The sequence below is a fragment of the Sphingomonas asaccharolytica NBRC 15499 genome (assembly GCF_001598355.1).
GTDB lineage: Bacteria > Pseudomonadota > Alphaproteobacteria > Sphingomonadales > Sphingomonadaceae > Sphingomonas > Sphingomonas asaccharolytica.
The window spans coordinates 40,186-55,614 of sequence record NZ_BCYU01000026.1 but is presented as its reverse complement, the minus strand read 5'-3'; the positions used below and the strand labels follow the sequence as shown (position 1 = coordinate 55,614).

12 protein-coding genes are annotated in these 15,429 nt (G+C 65.9%); 8 read left to right on the top strand and 4 right to left on the bottom strand.

What is annotated here, in order from left to right:
* A partial coding sequence (locus tag SAS01S_RS09400) for a hemolysin family protein (protein ID WP_066807421.1) occupies positions 1–900 on the top strand: 900 nt, incomplete at its 5' end.
* Positions 901–934: 34 nt separating this feature from the next.
* Here SAS01S_RS09400 and SAS01S_RS22975 read toward each other — a convergent pair.
* Together SAS01S_RS22975 and purD are read right to left on the bottom strand one after the other, a co-directional pair.
* Positions 935–1,741, bottom strand: a complete 807-nt coding sequence (locus SAS01S_RS22975) for a helix-hairpin-helix domain-containing protein (RefSeq protein ID WP_066807420.1) — start codon at positions 1,739–1,741, stop codon at positions 935–937.
* Between the two features lie 105 nt (positions 1,742–1,846).
* Complete coding sequence (gene purD / locus SAS01S_RS09390; RefSeq protein WP_066807419.1) at positions 1,847–3,109, bottom strand: phosphoribosylamine--glycine ligase; 1,263 nt, start codon at positions 3,107–3,109, stop codon at positions 1,847–1,849.
* Between purD and xseA the strand changes: the two genes are divergently transcribed.
* The 3 genes from xseA to SAS01S_RS09375 are packed head-to-tail and all read left to right on the top strand — an operon-like array spanning position 3,108 to position 5,660.
* A complete protein-coding gene (xseA, locus tag SAS01S_RS09385; RefSeq protein WP_066807418.1) occupies positions 3,108–4,481 on the top strand; it encodes an exodeoxyribonuclease VII large subunit in 1,374 nt (457 codons plus the stop codon). The two genes, purD and xseA, sit on opposite strands and share 2 nt — an antisense overlap.
* A 49-nt stretch (positions 4,482–4,530) precedes the next feature.
* The gene (locus SAS01S_RS09380) at positions 4,531–4,731 is read left to right on the top strand and encodes a DUF2093 domain-containing protein (protein WP_066807417.1); all 201 of its coding nucleotides are present in this window, start codon (positions 4,531–4,533) and stop codon (positions 4,729–4,731) included.
* Positions 4,728–5,660 carry a M23 family metallopeptidase gene (locus SAS01S_RS09375; protein ID WP_245656825.1) on the top strand — a complete coding sequence of 311 codons (933 nt, stop codon included), beginning with the start codon at positions 4,728–4,730 and terminating at the stop codon, positions 5,658–5,660. Before SAS01S_RS09380 ends, SAS01S_RS09375 begins: the two co-directional genes overlap by 4 nt.
* 7 nt (positions 5,661–5,667) lie before the next feature.
* Here SAS01S_RS09375 and SAS01S_RS09370 read toward each other — a convergent pair whose 3' ends face one another.
* The gene (locus tag SAS01S_RS09370; protein WP_066807416.1) at positions 5,668–6,141 is read right to left on the bottom strand and encodes a hypothetical protein; all 474 of its coding nucleotides are present in this window, start codon (positions 6,139–6,141) and stop codon (positions 5,668–5,670) included.
* Between the two features lie 233 nt (positions 6,142–6,374).
* Here SAS01S_RS09370 and SAS01S_RS09365 point away from each other — a divergent pair, with 233 nt between their 5' ends.
* The 4 genes from SAS01S_RS09365 (at position 6,375) to SAS01S_RS09350 (ending at position 14,314) form a co-directional block, all read left to right on the top strand.
* On the top strand, positions 6,375–9,575 hold the full coding sequence (locus tag SAS01S_RS09365; protein WP_245656824.1) for a TonB-dependent receptor domain-containing protein: 3,201 nt from the start codon (positions 6,375–6,377) through the stop codon (positions 9,573–9,575).
* 118 nt (positions 9,576–9,693) lie between these two features.
* A complete protein-coding gene (locus tag SAS01S_RS09360) occupies positions 9,694–11,703 on the top strand; it encodes a tetratricopeptide repeat-containing sulfotransferase family protein (protein ID WP_066807414.1) in 2,010 nt (669 codons plus the stop codon).
* On the top strand, positions 11,700–12,854 hold the full coding sequence (locus SAS01S_RS09355; RefSeq protein WP_157082746.1) for an aspartyl/asparaginyl beta-hydroxylase domain-containing protein: 1,155 nt from the start codon (positions 11,700–11,702) through the stop codon (positions 12,852–12,854). The genes SAS01S_RS09360 and SAS01S_RS09355 overlap by 4 nt, the downstream gene beginning before the upstream one ends.
* Positions 12,851–14,314, top strand: coding sequence for a putative 2OG-Fe(II) oxygenase (locus SAS01S_RS09350; protein ID WP_066807412.1), 1,464 nt, complete (start codon positions 12,851–12,853; stop codon positions 14,312–14,314). Before SAS01S_RS09355 ends, SAS01S_RS09350 begins: the two co-directional genes overlap by 4 nt.
* 56 nt (positions 14,315–14,370) lie before the next feature.
* Here SAS01S_RS09350 and SAS01S_RS09345 read toward each other — a convergent pair whose 3' ends face one another.
* On the bottom strand, positions 14,371–15,339 hold the full coding sequence (locus SAS01S_RS09345) for a hypothetical protein (RefSeq protein ID WP_066807411.1): 969 nt from the start codon (positions 15,337–15,339) through the stop codon (positions 14,371–14,373).
* Positions 15,340–15,429: the final 90 nt, after the last annotated feature.

The window sequence follows — 15,429 nt, the reverse complement described above, 5'->3', positions numbered from 1 at the left end:
GAGCCGATCGCGGCGGTGATGGCGCTGCCGATGACCTGGCTCGCGCGGGTCGCGGCGCCGGTCGTCTGGCTGCTCGATTCGACCAGCTCGATGCTGTTCCGGCTGATCGGCCTGAGCCATGACAGCGAGGACCCGGTCACCGCCGAGGAACTCCATTTGATCGTCGCCGAGGCGTCCAAATCGGGCGTGATCGAGGAGCATGAACGCTCGATCATCTCGGGGGTGGTCCGCCTCGCCGACCGGCCGGTGCGCGAGGTGATGACACCGCGGACGGAAGTCGATTGGCTCGATATCGGGCTGGACGATGCCGGCATTCGCGAGAAGCTCGCAACGACGGTGCACACGCGGTTGCCGGTGGCTCAGGGGTCGGTCGATTCGGTGGTCGGCGTGGTCCAGGCGCGCGACATCGTTGCGGCGGCGATCCGTGGCGATCGGCTCGATCTCAAGGTGCTGATGCGCTCGGCGCCGATCGTGATCGATCAGCTCGACGCGATGGACGCGCTGGTGCGGCTGCGGCGTGCGGAAGTGCCGATGGCGCTGATCCACGACGAATACGGACATTTCGAAGGCATCGTGACCCCGGCCGATCTGCTCGCGGCGATTGCGGGGGCATTCGCGTCGGACACCGATCCGCACGAAAGCCCCGATTTCGTCCAGCGCGAGGATGGCAGCTATCTGGTCGCCGGTTCGGCGTCGGCCGACCTGGTCGCCGAGAAACTCGACCTCAACCTGCCCGACGATCGCGATTACGCGACCGCCGCGGGTCTGGTGCTGGCAGCGCTCAAGCGGCTGCCCGAGGAAGGTGAGAGCGTCGTGCAACAGGGCTGGCGGTTCGAAGTGGTCGACCTCGACGGCCGCCGGATCGACAAATTGCTGGTATCGAGGGCGCGCGGGGAGTGATTCACGTCACCGCACTTATCCGATTAGCGCAAGGCTAACCCAGCTTTCCGAACTCCGCCTCATAAGCAGCGGTGTCGCCGGCCGCGAGCAGTTTGGCCTGTTCGACCCAGCGATCGCGTCCCATCCGCCCGGTGAACGCGCCCAATTGCACGTCAAGCGCGGACGCCTCGTCGGGCGATAGCGCCGCGAGTTGATCGGCCCGGGTGATGCCGCGCTCGGCGAGCATCGCCGCGACCTTGGGTCCCAGGCCCTTGATCGCGGTCAGCGCGAGCGCGCCGGCGACATCCGGTGCAGGTGCGGCGGGCGCGGGTGGCGGCGAAGGTTCCGGCGGTGTGACGACGGGCTCTGGCACCGGCGCGGGTTCCGGCGGCGGTGGGGCTGGCGGTTCGGTCGGAGCGTCGGCGGCTGGTGCCGGGGCAGGCTCTGCTACCGGCTCCACGACCGGTTCGGGCTCGGCTGCCGACGCCGCGATCGGTTCCGGCGCAAGTTCGCGCGCCGCCAGGGGCTCCGGTTCGACGTTGCGGGTTGCTGGCGGAGCAGACGGCGAGCTCGGCAGCGTTTCCGGCTCCGGCTTTAGGCGCGGTTCATCGGGCGGCAAGCCGGTATCGGCAGCCGCCGGTGGTGGCGCGGGTGCGGGAGGCAAGGTCGTGCCCGCTTCCTCCGCGCGTTCCTCCGCGGCTTCCTCGACACGGTGGCGCTCGCGGGCTTTCTTCTGGCCCCAGATCATGCCGGCGATCACCAGCACCGCGAACACCGCGATGAGGATCAGCACGATCACCGTCCAGTCGTGAAAGATATAGGAGGCGGCACCGACTGGTGGCGAGGAAGAGGCGGAGGCCATGAACAGTTTTCCTGAACGACGAAACGCCCTCTATCCTAGAGGCGGAGCGGCCGTTTCGCCAGTGATCGGGATCAGGGCGGCCGCCGCTCGGCGCGCCGCCGCCGATCAGCCCTCGCGTGCAATCTCGCGCCAGCCGATGTCGCGGCGGCAAAAGCCGCTCGGGAAGTCGATCGCATCGACGGCGCGATAGGCGGCAGCCTGCGCCGCGCGGACGTCGGCGCCGCGCGCAGTCACCGCGAGCACGCGGCCGCCAGATGCGACCAACTGGCCCTCGGCGATCCTGGTGCCGGCCTGGAATATCTTCGCTCCGGCCGTCTCAGCAGCCTGGATCCCGTCGATAGTGCCGCCGGTTTCGGGCGTGCCGGGATAGCCGGCCGCCGCCATCACCACGGTCAGCGCGACATCGTTGCCGAAGACCGGCGCGGGCGCCTCTGCCAGCCGGCCTTGCGCGATCGCCAGCAGCAGCGGCAGCAGGTCGCTGTCGAGCCGCATCATCAGCACCTGGCATTCGGGATCGCCGAAGCGCGCGTTATATTCGATCAGCTTGGGACCATCGTTAGTGAGCATCAGCCCGGCATAAAGGACGCCCGAATAGGGCATGCCTTCCGCCGCCAGCGTGGCAATGGTAGGCGCGACGATCTCACGAAGCGCCTGCGCCTCGAGCTCAGACGTCAGTACGCGGGCGGGACTATACGCGCCCATGCCGCCGGTATTGGGGCCGGTGTCGCCGTCGCCGACACGCTTGTGGTCCTGCGCCGATCCGAATGCGACCATCGCTCGGCCGTCGGTCAGCACGAACAGGCTGACTTCCTCGCCCTCGAGGAATTCCTCGATCACCGCGCTAGCGCCCGGCTCGGCGAACAATGTTTCGACCGCGTCCTCGGCTTCGGCGGTGGTCATCGCGACGACGACACCTTTGCCGGCCGCCAGGCCATCGGCTTTGACCACGACCGGCGCGCCGAATGCGGCGAGCGCGGCGCGAGCCTCGTCGAGCGAGTGAACGGCCCGATAGCCTGCGGTCGGGATGTTGGCGCGGTCGCACAAAGCCTTGGTGAAGGCCTTGGATCCTTCGAGCTGGGCCGGCGCCTTGTCGGGGCCGAACACCGCGAAGCCGGCGGTGCGCAGATTGTCGGCGATCCCAGCGACCAACGGCGCCTCAGGGCCGACCACGACGAACTCGACATGGTTCGCGCGGCAGAAATCGATCACCGCATCATGGTCGGTGACGTCGATCGCGACGAGCTCGGCGCTTTCCGCTATCCCCGGATTGCCGGGTGCGGCGTAGAGTTTGGTGAGCAGCGGCGATTGCGCGAGCTTCCACGCGAGGCCATGTTCGCGTCCACCCGACCCGATCAGCAGGACGTTCATGCCCGACCCTTTTCCAGAAGATTCGCCGCGGCTGGTAGCCGAGGCCATGCCCGGCGACAATTCCGCCGCCGAAAGCGTGTCCGAACTATCGGGACGGTTGAAGCGGATGGTCGAGGGCGAATTCGGCCGCGTGCGCTTGCGCGGCGAGATTTCCGGATGGAAGCGCGCTGCTTCGGGCCATTGCTATCTGAGCCTCAAGGACGACCAGGCCGTCATCGACGGCGTGATGTGGAAAGGGCAGGCGGCATTGATCCCGTTCAGCCCACAGGACGGGATCGAAGTGATCGTCAGCGGCAAGCTGACCACTTATCCCGGCCGGTCCAAATACCAGATCGTCGTCGACCGCATGGAGCTGGCGGGCGAGGGCGCGCTGATGGCGCTGCTTGAAAAGCTCAAGGCGCAATTGGGCGCGGAAGGGCTGTTCGACCAGAGCCGCAAGAAGCCGCTGCCCTTCATGCCGAAGGTGATCGGCGTCGTGACCTCGCCGACGGGCGCCGTGATCCGCGACATCCTGCACCGCCTCGCCGATCGCTGCCCGACGCATGTCCTGGTGTGGCCGGTCAAGGTGCAGGGCGACGGCGCAGCGCGCGACGTCGCCGCGGCGATCGCCGGGTTCGACGCCATCGCGCCGGGCGGGCCGGTACCGCGTCCCGACCTTATCATCGTCGCGCGTGGTGGCGGGTCGGTCGAGGATTTATGGGCATTCAACGAGGAAGTGGTGGTCCGGGCGATCGCCGCTTGCTCGATCCCGCTGATCTCGGCCGTGGGGCACGAAACCGATACCAGCCTATCCGACCACGCCGCCGATCTGCGCGCGCCGACGCCGACCGCGGCGGCCGAAATCGCGGTGCCGGTGCTCGCCGACTTGCGGCTGGGGCTCGATTCGTACGCGCAACGCGCCGAGCGGTGCGCCTGGCGCTATGTCGAGCGTGGGCGCGAGCAGAGCGACGGGTTAGCGCGGTTGCTGCCCAAACGCGACGCGTTACTGGGGCCGCAGCGCCAGCGTGCCGACGACAATGCGCAGCGGCTCGACCGCGCGCTCGAACGGCGCATCACGCTGGCGCGCGGCCAGCTCGACCGTAGCGCCGGGGCGTTGCGGCCGGCGATGCTGGCGCAACGTCTGTCGGCGGCGCGCGATCGGTTGGCGGGCGCCTGGAAACTGGTTGAGGCGCTCAATCCCAGCCACGTGCTCGACCGCGGCTATGCCTGGGTCGAGGCGAAGACGGGTGGCGTGCTGACCAGCGCGGCGGCGGCGCGCAAGGCCGGCGCATTGGTGCTCCATTTTGGTGATGGTGACGTTGCAGCGCGGGTTGAGGGTGCGGGCGGCAAAGCATATGTAAAGGACAAGCCGGAACAGCCGACTTTGCTGTAACAATAGGCGGGGCCGGCCTGACTTTTTTGAGATTTAGAGGATCGCTGCAATGCTGATGTCCAATACCGATCGGCCGGCGCGCCTCCACTATATGGCCAATGGCTTTCGCGTGCTGGTGCCGGGCGGCCATGTTACCTGCGCAATATCGGGCGTGCCGATCGCGCTCGACGATCTGCGTTATTGGAGTGTCGCGCGACAGGAAGCCTATGCCAGCGCCGACCTCGCGCTAGAGGCTGAAGGACGGAAGTGAGGCGCGCGCGGCGCTGGGTCCTCGGCCTCGCCGCGTTGACCGTGCTGGGTAGCTGCGTCGAGCCGGGCTCGCCGCCCGCCACGCGTCCCACGCCTGTGGTCGTCACCACACCGCCGCCGCCCGCGTCACGCATGCCGACGGTCCCGCTCGGCGATTTCAGCTTCAAGGGCAGCATGATCCAGGGCGGCCTGCTGATCGGCACCGCGCCGGCCGGGGCCCGGCGGGTCAGTTTCAATGGCGATGACGTGCCGGTGGCGCCCGACGGCAGCTTCGTGATCGCGTTCGACCGCGATGCCGGGCCGGCGGCGACCGTGACCGCGACGCTGGACGATGGCCGCTCGCTCTCGCGCACGCTGACGATCAATCCACGGGCGTGGGACATATCGCGCCTGTCGACCTTGCCCAAATATCCCGTGCCGATGCCGCAATTCGAGAAATTGCGTCCGGCCGAAATCGCCCAGATCAACGCAGCGCGGCGGCAGGATACGGGGTCGGTGGGGTGGCGCCAGCCGTTCATGTGGCCGGCGACCGGGCGTATTTCGACCCTGTTCGGATCGCAGCGTATCTATCGCAACGGCGAGGCGGGATCGTACCATTCGGGCACCGATGTCGCGGTGCCGGCGGGAACCCCAGTGCTGGCGCCGGCCGACGGCGTCGTCATCCTGGCCTCCGATCATCCCTTCCTGCTCGAAGGCAATCTGTTGATGATCGACCATGGCATGGGCCTCAACAGCGCGTTGATGCACCTGTCCCGGATTGTCGTGACACCTGGCCAGGCGGTGAAGCGAGGGCAGATCGTCGCGTTTTCCGGCGCGACCGGGCGCGTGACCGGGGCGCATCTCCATTGGAGCCTGCGCTGGCGCAATGCGAAGATCGATCCGCTGCTGGTTGCGGGGCCGATGCCGGGGGTATTACGCGCCGAGCCGTGACCAGCACTTACTCGCGACGTTGCACCTTGAACGATGGCCGGCCCGCAAGCGTCGCGAAATAGGCGCCCATCGTGCCGCGGCTGATCGTCACTTTGTCGCCTGGACGAATCTTGCCGACGATCGCGCGGGAGTCGACTTGCACCCATTGTGCTCCGCCGTCGACGGCCAGGACCAGGCCGCCGTCATAAGACCGCGATACGCTGGAGATCGTCGTCTCGATCCGATCGAGTTCGCCGTCATCCTTGCCGCCGAACAGCGAGGGCAGGCGGAAACCGAACAGCGAACGTCGCGTCTCACGCATCTGTTCGCGATCGCTGACGACGATCTCGTGCGTCTCCTCGCCTTTGCCGAGCGCGGTCACAGTTCGATCGTAGCAAGCCAGCCGTTCGGCGTCGGCCTTGATCGCGATGCAATCGAGCGTCTGTTGCAGCAGTTTGGCGCGCGGCTTGATCTCGTCGCGCGCGTCGGCTGCAGTGGCCATGAGCACTATGGCTGTGACGACCGCAGCTTTGTTGAGGCTTCTCGGCATCGCCTTCCCCCCGATATCGAGTGTTGCAACGGCGCTACACTCGGACAGTTGATTATCTTTCGGCGCTTTCTGCGCGTTTACAAGCGGCCGCAGTCGTTGCAAGTACATAACGATAGACGTGCCCTAGCCATTGGGAAGAAAAATGGCGGGGAAATCAGAGCGTCAGAATCGGGAAGGAAATGGGGTTGACCAACAGGACCAAGAACGCGCTGCGTGGCGGCGCAGCTCCGCTCGTGCTCGGCGTGGCGCTCTTCGCTACTCCGGCTTTCGCCCAGACCACGCCGGCTCCGGATGCACCGGCTGGCTTGCCGGCGAATCCGCAAACGGATGCGGCCCCGGACCGGGACATCGTCATTACCGGCTCGCGCATTCCGCAGTCGGCCAACATCACGTCGGTCGCGCCGGTGACCGTCGTCAACAACGAAGATCTCAAGCTGCAGGGCACGGGCCGGGTCGAGGATCTGCTCAACACCTTGCCGTCGGTGTTCGCCAGCCAGGCGTCTTCGCTCTCCAATGGCGCGGACGGCACGGCGACGATCGACCTTCGCGGTCTCGGCACCACGCGTACCCTGACGCTGGTCAACGGACGCCGCCTGCTGCCGGGCGATCCGAGCCCCACCAGCGGTTCGGCGGCCGACATCAACATCCTTCCGGCCTCGATGATCAAGCGCGTCGAAGTGCTGACCGGCGGCGCCTCGTCGACCTATGGCGCGGACGCGGTTGCGGGCGTCGTCAACTTCATCATGGACACCAACTTCACCGGTGTCCGGTTCGATGGCCAATACAGCTTCTACCAGCACGATAACCGCGACAAGTTCCTGACGCCGCTGCTTAACGACCGTCAGGGGCAGGGTCTGTCGGGCTACGGCTATCCGACCGGCCCGTCCGCGGATGGCGGCCAGTTTGACGGCACGATGTCGATCGGTTCGGGCTTCGACGACGATCGCGGTCATGCGGTGGTCTATTTCGGTTATCGCAAGGTGAACCCGGTCGTTCAGGCCAATCGCGATTATTCCGCCTGCGTGCTTCAGAACACGACCAAGGGCGTGCCGCGTTGCGGCGGCTCGGCGACCTCGGATAATGGTAATGCGGTCGTCTTCGCCGGCGGTACGTCGACGATCTTCACCTTCAAGCCGAATGGCGGCTTCGCCAATTCGACCAGCCTCTACAATTTCGCGCCGACCAATTATTATCAGCGCGACGACGAGCGCTACACGGCCGGTCTGTTCGCGAACTACGAAATCAGCGACGCGATCAAGCCGTATCTCGAATTCATGTTCATGGACGACCGCACCAATGCGCAGATCGCGGCATCGGGCGATTTCGGCAATACGCTGACGATCAATTGCGGCGCACCCGGAAACGCGGCGGGTGGAGGCCGCAACCCGCTGATGTCCGCTACCCAGGCGGGCGTCATTTGCGCCGATGAGAACCTGATCAATGGCGAGCTCGGCGGCTTCCCGCTGGCAGCTGGTGCGCCGTACAATGATGGTACGAACGGCACTCCCGGCCCGGGCGGAGCGCCCCTTACCTATATCGACCCGGTCACCGGTGCGACCTACAACAAGGGGTTCTTCCAGCTATTGCGGCGCAATGTGGAAGGCGGCTCGCGTAACGCCGATCTGCGACACACCAATTATCGCGCCGTGCTTGGGACCAAGGGCGATCTGGGCAAGGCGTGGTCGTACGACGCTTATTACCAATACGGCAAGACCGTCTATTCGCAGGTCTATACCAATGAATTCTCGGTTGCCCGCTTGCAAAGGGCGCTCGACGTTGTCGCCGGTCCCGGCGGCACGCCGATCTGCCGGTCGGTGCGCGATGGAACCGATCCCAACTGCGTCCCCTATAACGTGTTCGGCGGCGCAGGGGCGGCGAGTGCGGCGTCGGTCAAGTATCTGTCGGCGACCGGCTTCCAGCGCGGTCAGACCACGGAGCAGATTGCCGACGTGTCGTTCACCGGCCGGCTCGGCGAATACGGCCTCAAGACGCCATGGGCAACTGACGGCATCGGCGTGAACGTTGGTTTCGAATACCGTAACGAGACGCTCGACCTGCAGACCGACCAGGAATTCCAGACTGGAGATCTGACCGGCCAAGGCGGCGCGACCTTGCCGATCAAGGGCGGCTTCCACGTCTACGAGTTCTTCGGCGAAACGCAGGTTCCGCTGGTCCAGGATAGCTTCTTCTACAACCTGACCCTCAGCGCCGGTTATCGTTACTCGTCCTACAAGACGACGTCCGACAACACCTATAAGACCGACACCTACAAGATCGGCGTCGATTTCGCGCCGATCCGCGACATCAAGTTCCGCGGGTCGTATAACCGCGCGGCGCGTGCGCCGAACATCCAGGAGCTGTTCGCGACTCAGACGGTCGCGCTCGACGGTTCGAAGGATCCTTGCGCAGGCGTGGTGATCACGGCGACCAATTACGGTTGCCTCGCGCAAGGGCTGCGGGTTAATCAGAAGACGGCGTCCAACCCGGCCGGCCAGTATAACGGCCTGATCGGCGGCGTTCCGACGCTGACCCCGGAAAAGGCGACGACCAAGTCGGTCGGTATCGTGCTCCAGCCGCGCTTCCTGCCGCGCTTCGCGCTGTCGGTCGATTGGTTCGACATCAAGATCAAGAATGCGATCCGCTCGGCGGGTCCGGATTCGTTGCTGGCGGACTGCGTCACCAACGCCACCGCGACCTTCACCCCGGTGTCGTGCAGCCTGGTCCACCGCGACACGGCGGGATCGCTCTGGCTTAGCCCGAACGGTTATGTCGTCGACTTGCCGAGCAACCTGGGAACGCAGGAAACCCGCGGTGTCGAGGTCAACGGGTCGTACAACCAGCCGATCGGTGGCCTTGGCAGCCTCTCGGCGACCTTCATCGGTACCTATCTCGACTCATACAAGGTGAGCTCGGGCGTAACCCAGCCCTATGACTGCGCCGGCCTCTATGGTCCGACTTGCAGCAAGGGCGGCACGACCGACGCCGGCTCGCCGATGCCGCGCTGGCGGCACAAGGCTCGCCTGACCTGGCAGACTCCGATGGGTCTCGGCTTCTCTGCGCAATGGCGTTATATCGGCCCAGTCAAGGCGGAGACGCTGACAAGCTACCAAGCGCTGCACGGGGCGTTCAATTACAACCCGGGTCTGCACCTCAAGCCGTACAGCTATATCGACCTCGCTATCACCGCGAACGTGGGTAAGAGCTTCAACTTCCGGCTTGGCGTCAACAATGTGTTCGACAAGCAGCCGCCGTTCGTCACCAGCGGCAACGGCAACCGCGACGGCTCGAACCTGTGCCCGACCGGTCCTTGCAACGGCAACACCTATCCGGCGGTCTATGACGCGCTGGGGCGGTATCTGTTCGCCGGTGTGACGCTCGACTTCTAAGTCGGGTTTCGACCTGCAACGAAGGGCGGCTGATCCTCGGATCGGCCGCCTTTTTCGTGCACGGAGAACAAACCGAAACCGGATTGCAAGACGCCGGAGCAGGGTTACAACAATCGCGGTGGCTAGCGTAAATACACTTGATCAACAGACCGCCGACGTCATCCGGCAGGCGATGGCGGCGGCGCAGGCGGGCGATATCGCCAATGCGCGGCGCCTTGCCGAGGGCGCGCTGGTGCAGGGCGGCGATATCGTCGCGCTCAATGCCTTTCTTGGCATGCTGCTCGCCCGTTCGGGGGACGTTCCGGGCTCGGCTCGGCATTTGCGCGCGGCGCATCAAGCCCGGTCGAGCGACGTTACGATTGCCTGCAACCTCATCGCGGTGCTGACCGAAACCGGCGATCTGGCCGGCGCGCTCGACGTGGCGACGCGTGACTTGGCGTTTGCCGACCCGACATTGCGCGTCGCGCGGTATCGCGGTTTCCTGGCGCAATCCTTGAACCGGTTCGGCGAAGCCGCCGAGGCGTACGACTATGTCGTCGCGCGCGCGCCGGATGATTTCGAGAGCTGGAACAATCTCGGCAATGCCCGTGCGGCACTGGCTGACGAGCGCAGTGTCGACGCGTTGCAGCGCGCAGTCGCGCTCGACCCCCGCGCGGCTCCCACCCGGCTCAATCTCGCCACCGCGCTGCGCGCCGCCGGGCGGGGCGCGGACGCGGCCGATACGCTGCGCCAGGCGGCCGCCGACTTTCCCGATGATGCCCGCCCGCTGCACGATCTCTATGTGCTGCTCAAGGAGGAGGGCGACGATCGCGCCGCGCTCGCCGCGCTCGAACAGGCGATCGGGCGCGACCCGGTCAACGCCAACCTCCAGTTCAAGGCGGCGGTCGAATATGGTCTGTTGAACCGTCTCGATGATGCCGAAGCCGCCTATCGCAACGCGATCGCGGGAGATCCGGCGCTGAACGATGCGTGGCTCGGCCTGGCGATTCAGTATGAACACACCAATCGCGAGGAGGAATTCCCCGCGTTGATCGCCGAGGCGGAAGCGAAAGGGGTGAGCATCGAGGCGCTCGGTTTCCTGCGTGCGCTCGATCATCGCCGCGCCAAACGGTTCGAGGAAGGGCTGGCCAGCCTCTCCGAGGTACCCGCCTCGGTCGAGCCCGAACGCACTGCCCATCTCCGCGCGACATTGCTGGACCGGCTGGGTCGGACCGACGCCGCGTTTCACTGGTTCACGGAGGCCAATCGTCTCCATGCCGCCAGTTCCGACGAACCACTGAAGCAGGCCGAGGCTTATCGTCAGGCGCTGAGTCAGGAGATCGCCGCAATGACCCCGGCATGGTTCGCGAGCTGGTCCCCTGCCGATCCGGCGCCGGCAAGGCCCGATCCGGTGTTCCTCGTCGGCTTCCCGCGCTCGGGCACGACGTTGCTCGATACCATCCTGATGGGCCATCCAGGCACGACCGTGCTCGAAGAGCAGCCGCCGCTCTATCTGGTCGATGAGGCGATTGGCGGGTTCGCCGCCATTCCGGAGCTCGACGATACGGGAATCCTCGCTGCCCGGGCACGCTATTTCGAGGAAGTGGAGAAAATCGAGCCGCTCGATCCCGGCACCTTGCTAATCGACAAGTCGCCCTTGTTCCTCCACGAGGCGCCGCTGATCCAGCGGCTGTTCCCCCGGGCACGCTTCATCCTCGCGTTGCGCCATCCTTGCGACGTCGTGTTGAGTTGCTTCATGAGCAATTTCAAGCTCAACACCGCGACGTCCAGTTTCTTGCGGGTCGAGGACGCGGCGGATCTCTACGACCTCACCTTTCGTCATTGGGAAACCGCACGCTCGCTGTTGCCGCTGGCCGTGCATCCGATCGTTTACGAGCATCTGATCGAGGATGTCGAAGGTGAGGTGCGGCCGCTATTCGACTTCCTCGGGCTCGATTGGCACGAGGAAGCGCTCGATCACACCCGCACCGCCAAGGCGCGTGGACTGATCACCACCGCAAGCTATTCGCAGGTAGCCGAGCCGATCTACCGGCGCGCCGCCGGAAGGTGGCAACGATATCGCGCGCATCTCGACCCGATCCTGCCGGTGCTCGAACCGTGGGTGGAAAAGTTCGGGTACACGCTTTGAACCAGGCGCCGCAGCTCGTCGCCGAAGCGGATCGAGCTGCAGCCGGTCGCGATTTCGCCCGAGCACAGGCGCTGTTGCGGGAGGCATCGGCGGCGGATCCCGGCAATAGCGCGATCCTGCTCAGGCTGGCGGGTATCAGCCGTGCGGCGGGCCAGCCTGACGCGGCACTCGACGCGGTACATCGCGCGCTGGCGCTGGCGCCGCTTGATTTCACTGCGCTGATGATGCGCGCGAGCCTGCTCGATGCGGCCGGCGATCCACGCATGGGCGAAGCCTGGGGCCATGCGATCGCGCAAAAGCCTGCTGGCGACTTGCCCCCGCAACTCGCAGGGGTCCTGGCCGAGGGCGAGAGGCGGCATGCGGCATGGATCGATCAGCGCGCGACAAGGCTCGAAGCGGCAATGGCGGACGCCGAAGATGCCGCGGATGCCGATGAGCGCCGCCGCATCGCGCGGTTTCGCAGCAATGCGTTACGCCGCACGCGGGCCTATCACAGTGAGCCGACCCACTTCTTCTTTCCAGAGCTGAGCGAGCGCGAATTCCACCCGCGGGCTCGCTTTCCATGGCTCGCCGGGCTCGAGGCGCAGACCGACGCCATCGCCGCCGAGTTCGCGGCGCTGTTGGCGAGCGAACGCGGCGAGTTGGTGCCCTATATCCAATATCCTGATCACTTGCCGATGCGGCAATGGCAGCCGCTCAACCGCAATCCCGACTGGACCGCGATCCATTTGTGGAAGAACGGGCGGCGGGTCGAGACCAATGCCGATCGCTGCCCCCATACGATGGCGGCGATCGAGGCGATCGATCAACCGATCATTGCCGGGGCATCGCCCAACGCGATGTTTTCGCTGCTCGCGCCGGGCGTCGCGATCCCGCCGCATGTCGGGGTCAGCAACGCGCGGCTTGTCTGTCACTTGCCGTTGATCGTCCCCGCAGGCTGCTGGTTTCGCGTCGGCGGCGAAACGCGCGAATGGCGCCGCGGCGAAGCGTTCGTGTTCGATGATACGATCGAGCATGAGGCGGCCAATCCGTCGTCGCAGCTCCGCGTCGTGCTGATTGTCGATCTCTGGCATCCCGATCTCACCGCCATCGAGCGCGCCGCGGTCGCCGCGCTGATCGGCGCCGAGGGCGGAACGCCGGGCAGCTTGTGATCGCCGATCCGGCTGCGCTGGAGGATCTGGCGCGCAATGCGCTCGAAACCGGCAATGAAGAGGCTGTGCTCGACAGGCTGAAACGGGCGGCGGTTGAGATCGGTACTGCGCGCCTATGGCAATGGGTCGGATTGCTCCAGCGCAGCCTCGACCGGCATGAGGCGGCGATCGATGCGTTTGCGCGCGCGGCGCGGCTGGCGCCAGGAGATGCCGGTATCGCGCATGGCCGCGCTTATGTCGCGCTCGAGGCGGGACTGCCGGCGGTGGCGCTGTTCGAGACGGCGTGGCGGCTCAATCCCGGTTCGGGCGAGATCCTTACCGGACTGACCTCTGCGCGCTTCGCCGCCGGGGAGGGGGATACCGCAGCCGATCAACTGGCTCTGGTGGTGAAGAACAATCCCGGTTGGATCGACGGACATCGCGCATTGGCACAGGTCCGTGCCTTATTGTCGGGCAAGGCGGCGGCGGGGTTATCGTTCGCCGAGGCCGTCACGGCGAGGTCCGATCAACTCGCGCTGTGGGAAGCCTGGATCGCGATGCTGGTCGCCGGCGAATTGTATCGCGAGGCACTGGACGTCGTCCGCCGCGCGCGCCGGCAATTCGGCGCGTCGCCATGGTTCGATCTGCACGAAGCGATCGCGTTATCAGAACAGGGACAGATCGAACCGGCCGAACCGTTGTTCGCGGCGATCGACGATCCGGCAGCCACCGTCTGGCGGGTGCGGCATCTGCTGCGGTCGGATCGGATTACCGAAGTTCTGCCGCTGATCGACGCGCGACTCGATCCCGCCGACCCGGCGTTATGGCCCTATGGGGCGATCGCTTGGCGACTGACCGGCGATCCGCGTTGGGAATGGCTCGATGGCCAGCCGGGACTTGTCTCGGTGGCCGATTTGACCGGCGACCTGCCGCCGCTTGATCGGCTGGCGGACATACTCCGCGGCCTGCATCTCGCCCGGGCGGAACATCTCGATCAATCGGTGCGGGGCGGAACGCAGACCGATGGCCCGCTCTTCTCGCGGACCGAGCCCGAGCTACGCGCCTTGCGCGCGGCGATCGTGCGCGCGGTCGAACGGCATGTCGCGCACCTGCCGGCGCCCGATCCACGTCACCCGACGCTGGCCAAGGCACGCGACCGGCGCATACGCTTTGCGGGATCCTGGTCGGTACGGCTTGCCGGGCAGGGCCATCATGCCAATCACGTCCATCCGCAAGGCTGGCTGAGTTCGGCTTTTTATGTCGCGTTGCCCGACGAGGCCGAGCGGGGCGGTGGTGAAGCGGGCTGGCTAACGCTTGGGCAGCCGCAAGCGGGGTTGGGGCTCGACCTCGCGCCCGTGCGGACGATCGAGCCCAAGCCGGGCCAACTCGTCTTGTTCCCGTCGACCATGTGGCACGGCACGATGCCGTTTGCGCATGGCGAGCGGTTGACCGTCGCGTTCGACGTCGCGCAGCCGCGATGACGCATTGCTATTCTTGCCGATACGCCGGCGCGGCGCACCGGAAAGCGCTCTTCGCCTCAGTGAATGAGCTCGCGCTGCCCGAACCGGACATCTGGTGACGGTGTCGCCCCCCGCTCGGCGATCCATGCTTCAGCGGCAGCGATCTCCGCTTGGAGTTTGCACTCGGTCTCGGCGGCAAGTGCAATCCTGGCGGTATTGTCGAAGGCGATCGACGGGTTTTTCGAATGCGTGGAGAAGAGCGGTCCGGCGACGGTCGCCTCAAGCGCTGCATCCGATATCGGCATGCCGAAATGCCGCGTCGCGGCTTCCAGGACGTGGAGCGGCTCTGCGAACAACCGCTCGGCATTGAGTGCGGCGGCGTTGGGCATGGCCGAGAGAGCCCCGGCGAATGCCTCTATCTGGGTGAGCCAGAGCGTCGCGGCGCGCTCGGCATCGGGCGCCGAGGACAGGTCGCCAAGATACGGCTTGAGCTGAACGGTTACGTTGCGCACCCAAATGCGATGCGCTTCGCTCCGCAATATCGCGAGCAGATAAGGCCGGAGCGGGAGGTACAGGAATATTGTGCGGGCGTCCGGATCGGCTGCTGCCAATTGCGGTAACAGGAAGTTGACCGGCACGTTCGCCTTCACCAATGTCGGCGCATCGGCACGGTATCTCTTGCCGAGCATCGCCAGCACCAGGTTCAACCGCTCGGTGTCCGGTCTCAGTCCGAGTTGGCGCAGGGCAAACGGTTCGCGCAGCACCAGGCTGGCCGTCGGATTATCCAGCGCGCGCGCGAGCAGCGTCGATCCGCAATGCGCCATATGGAAAATCCAGGCGGTCGACGCGGCCGGCGACGGGTGTTGCAAGAGCGTCTGGACGGGGAATGCTATCGTCCGTGCGGCGGCCGGCGAAATCCGTTGGTCGAGAAAGATCGAACGATGATAGGCGGCGCGATCCATCGGCATGAATATCGCGGCATCGCCGTCGAACGAATGGAGATAATGGTCCGGGGTAGCGAAGAGGTCGTCGATGGTCGGCGGCACGGGCCCATCCTATAGCCTAGCGCGCGTTCGACGGCTATTCCGGCAGTCATGCCCCATATCCACCTGCCCGTCACAGGTCGACCGCAGGTT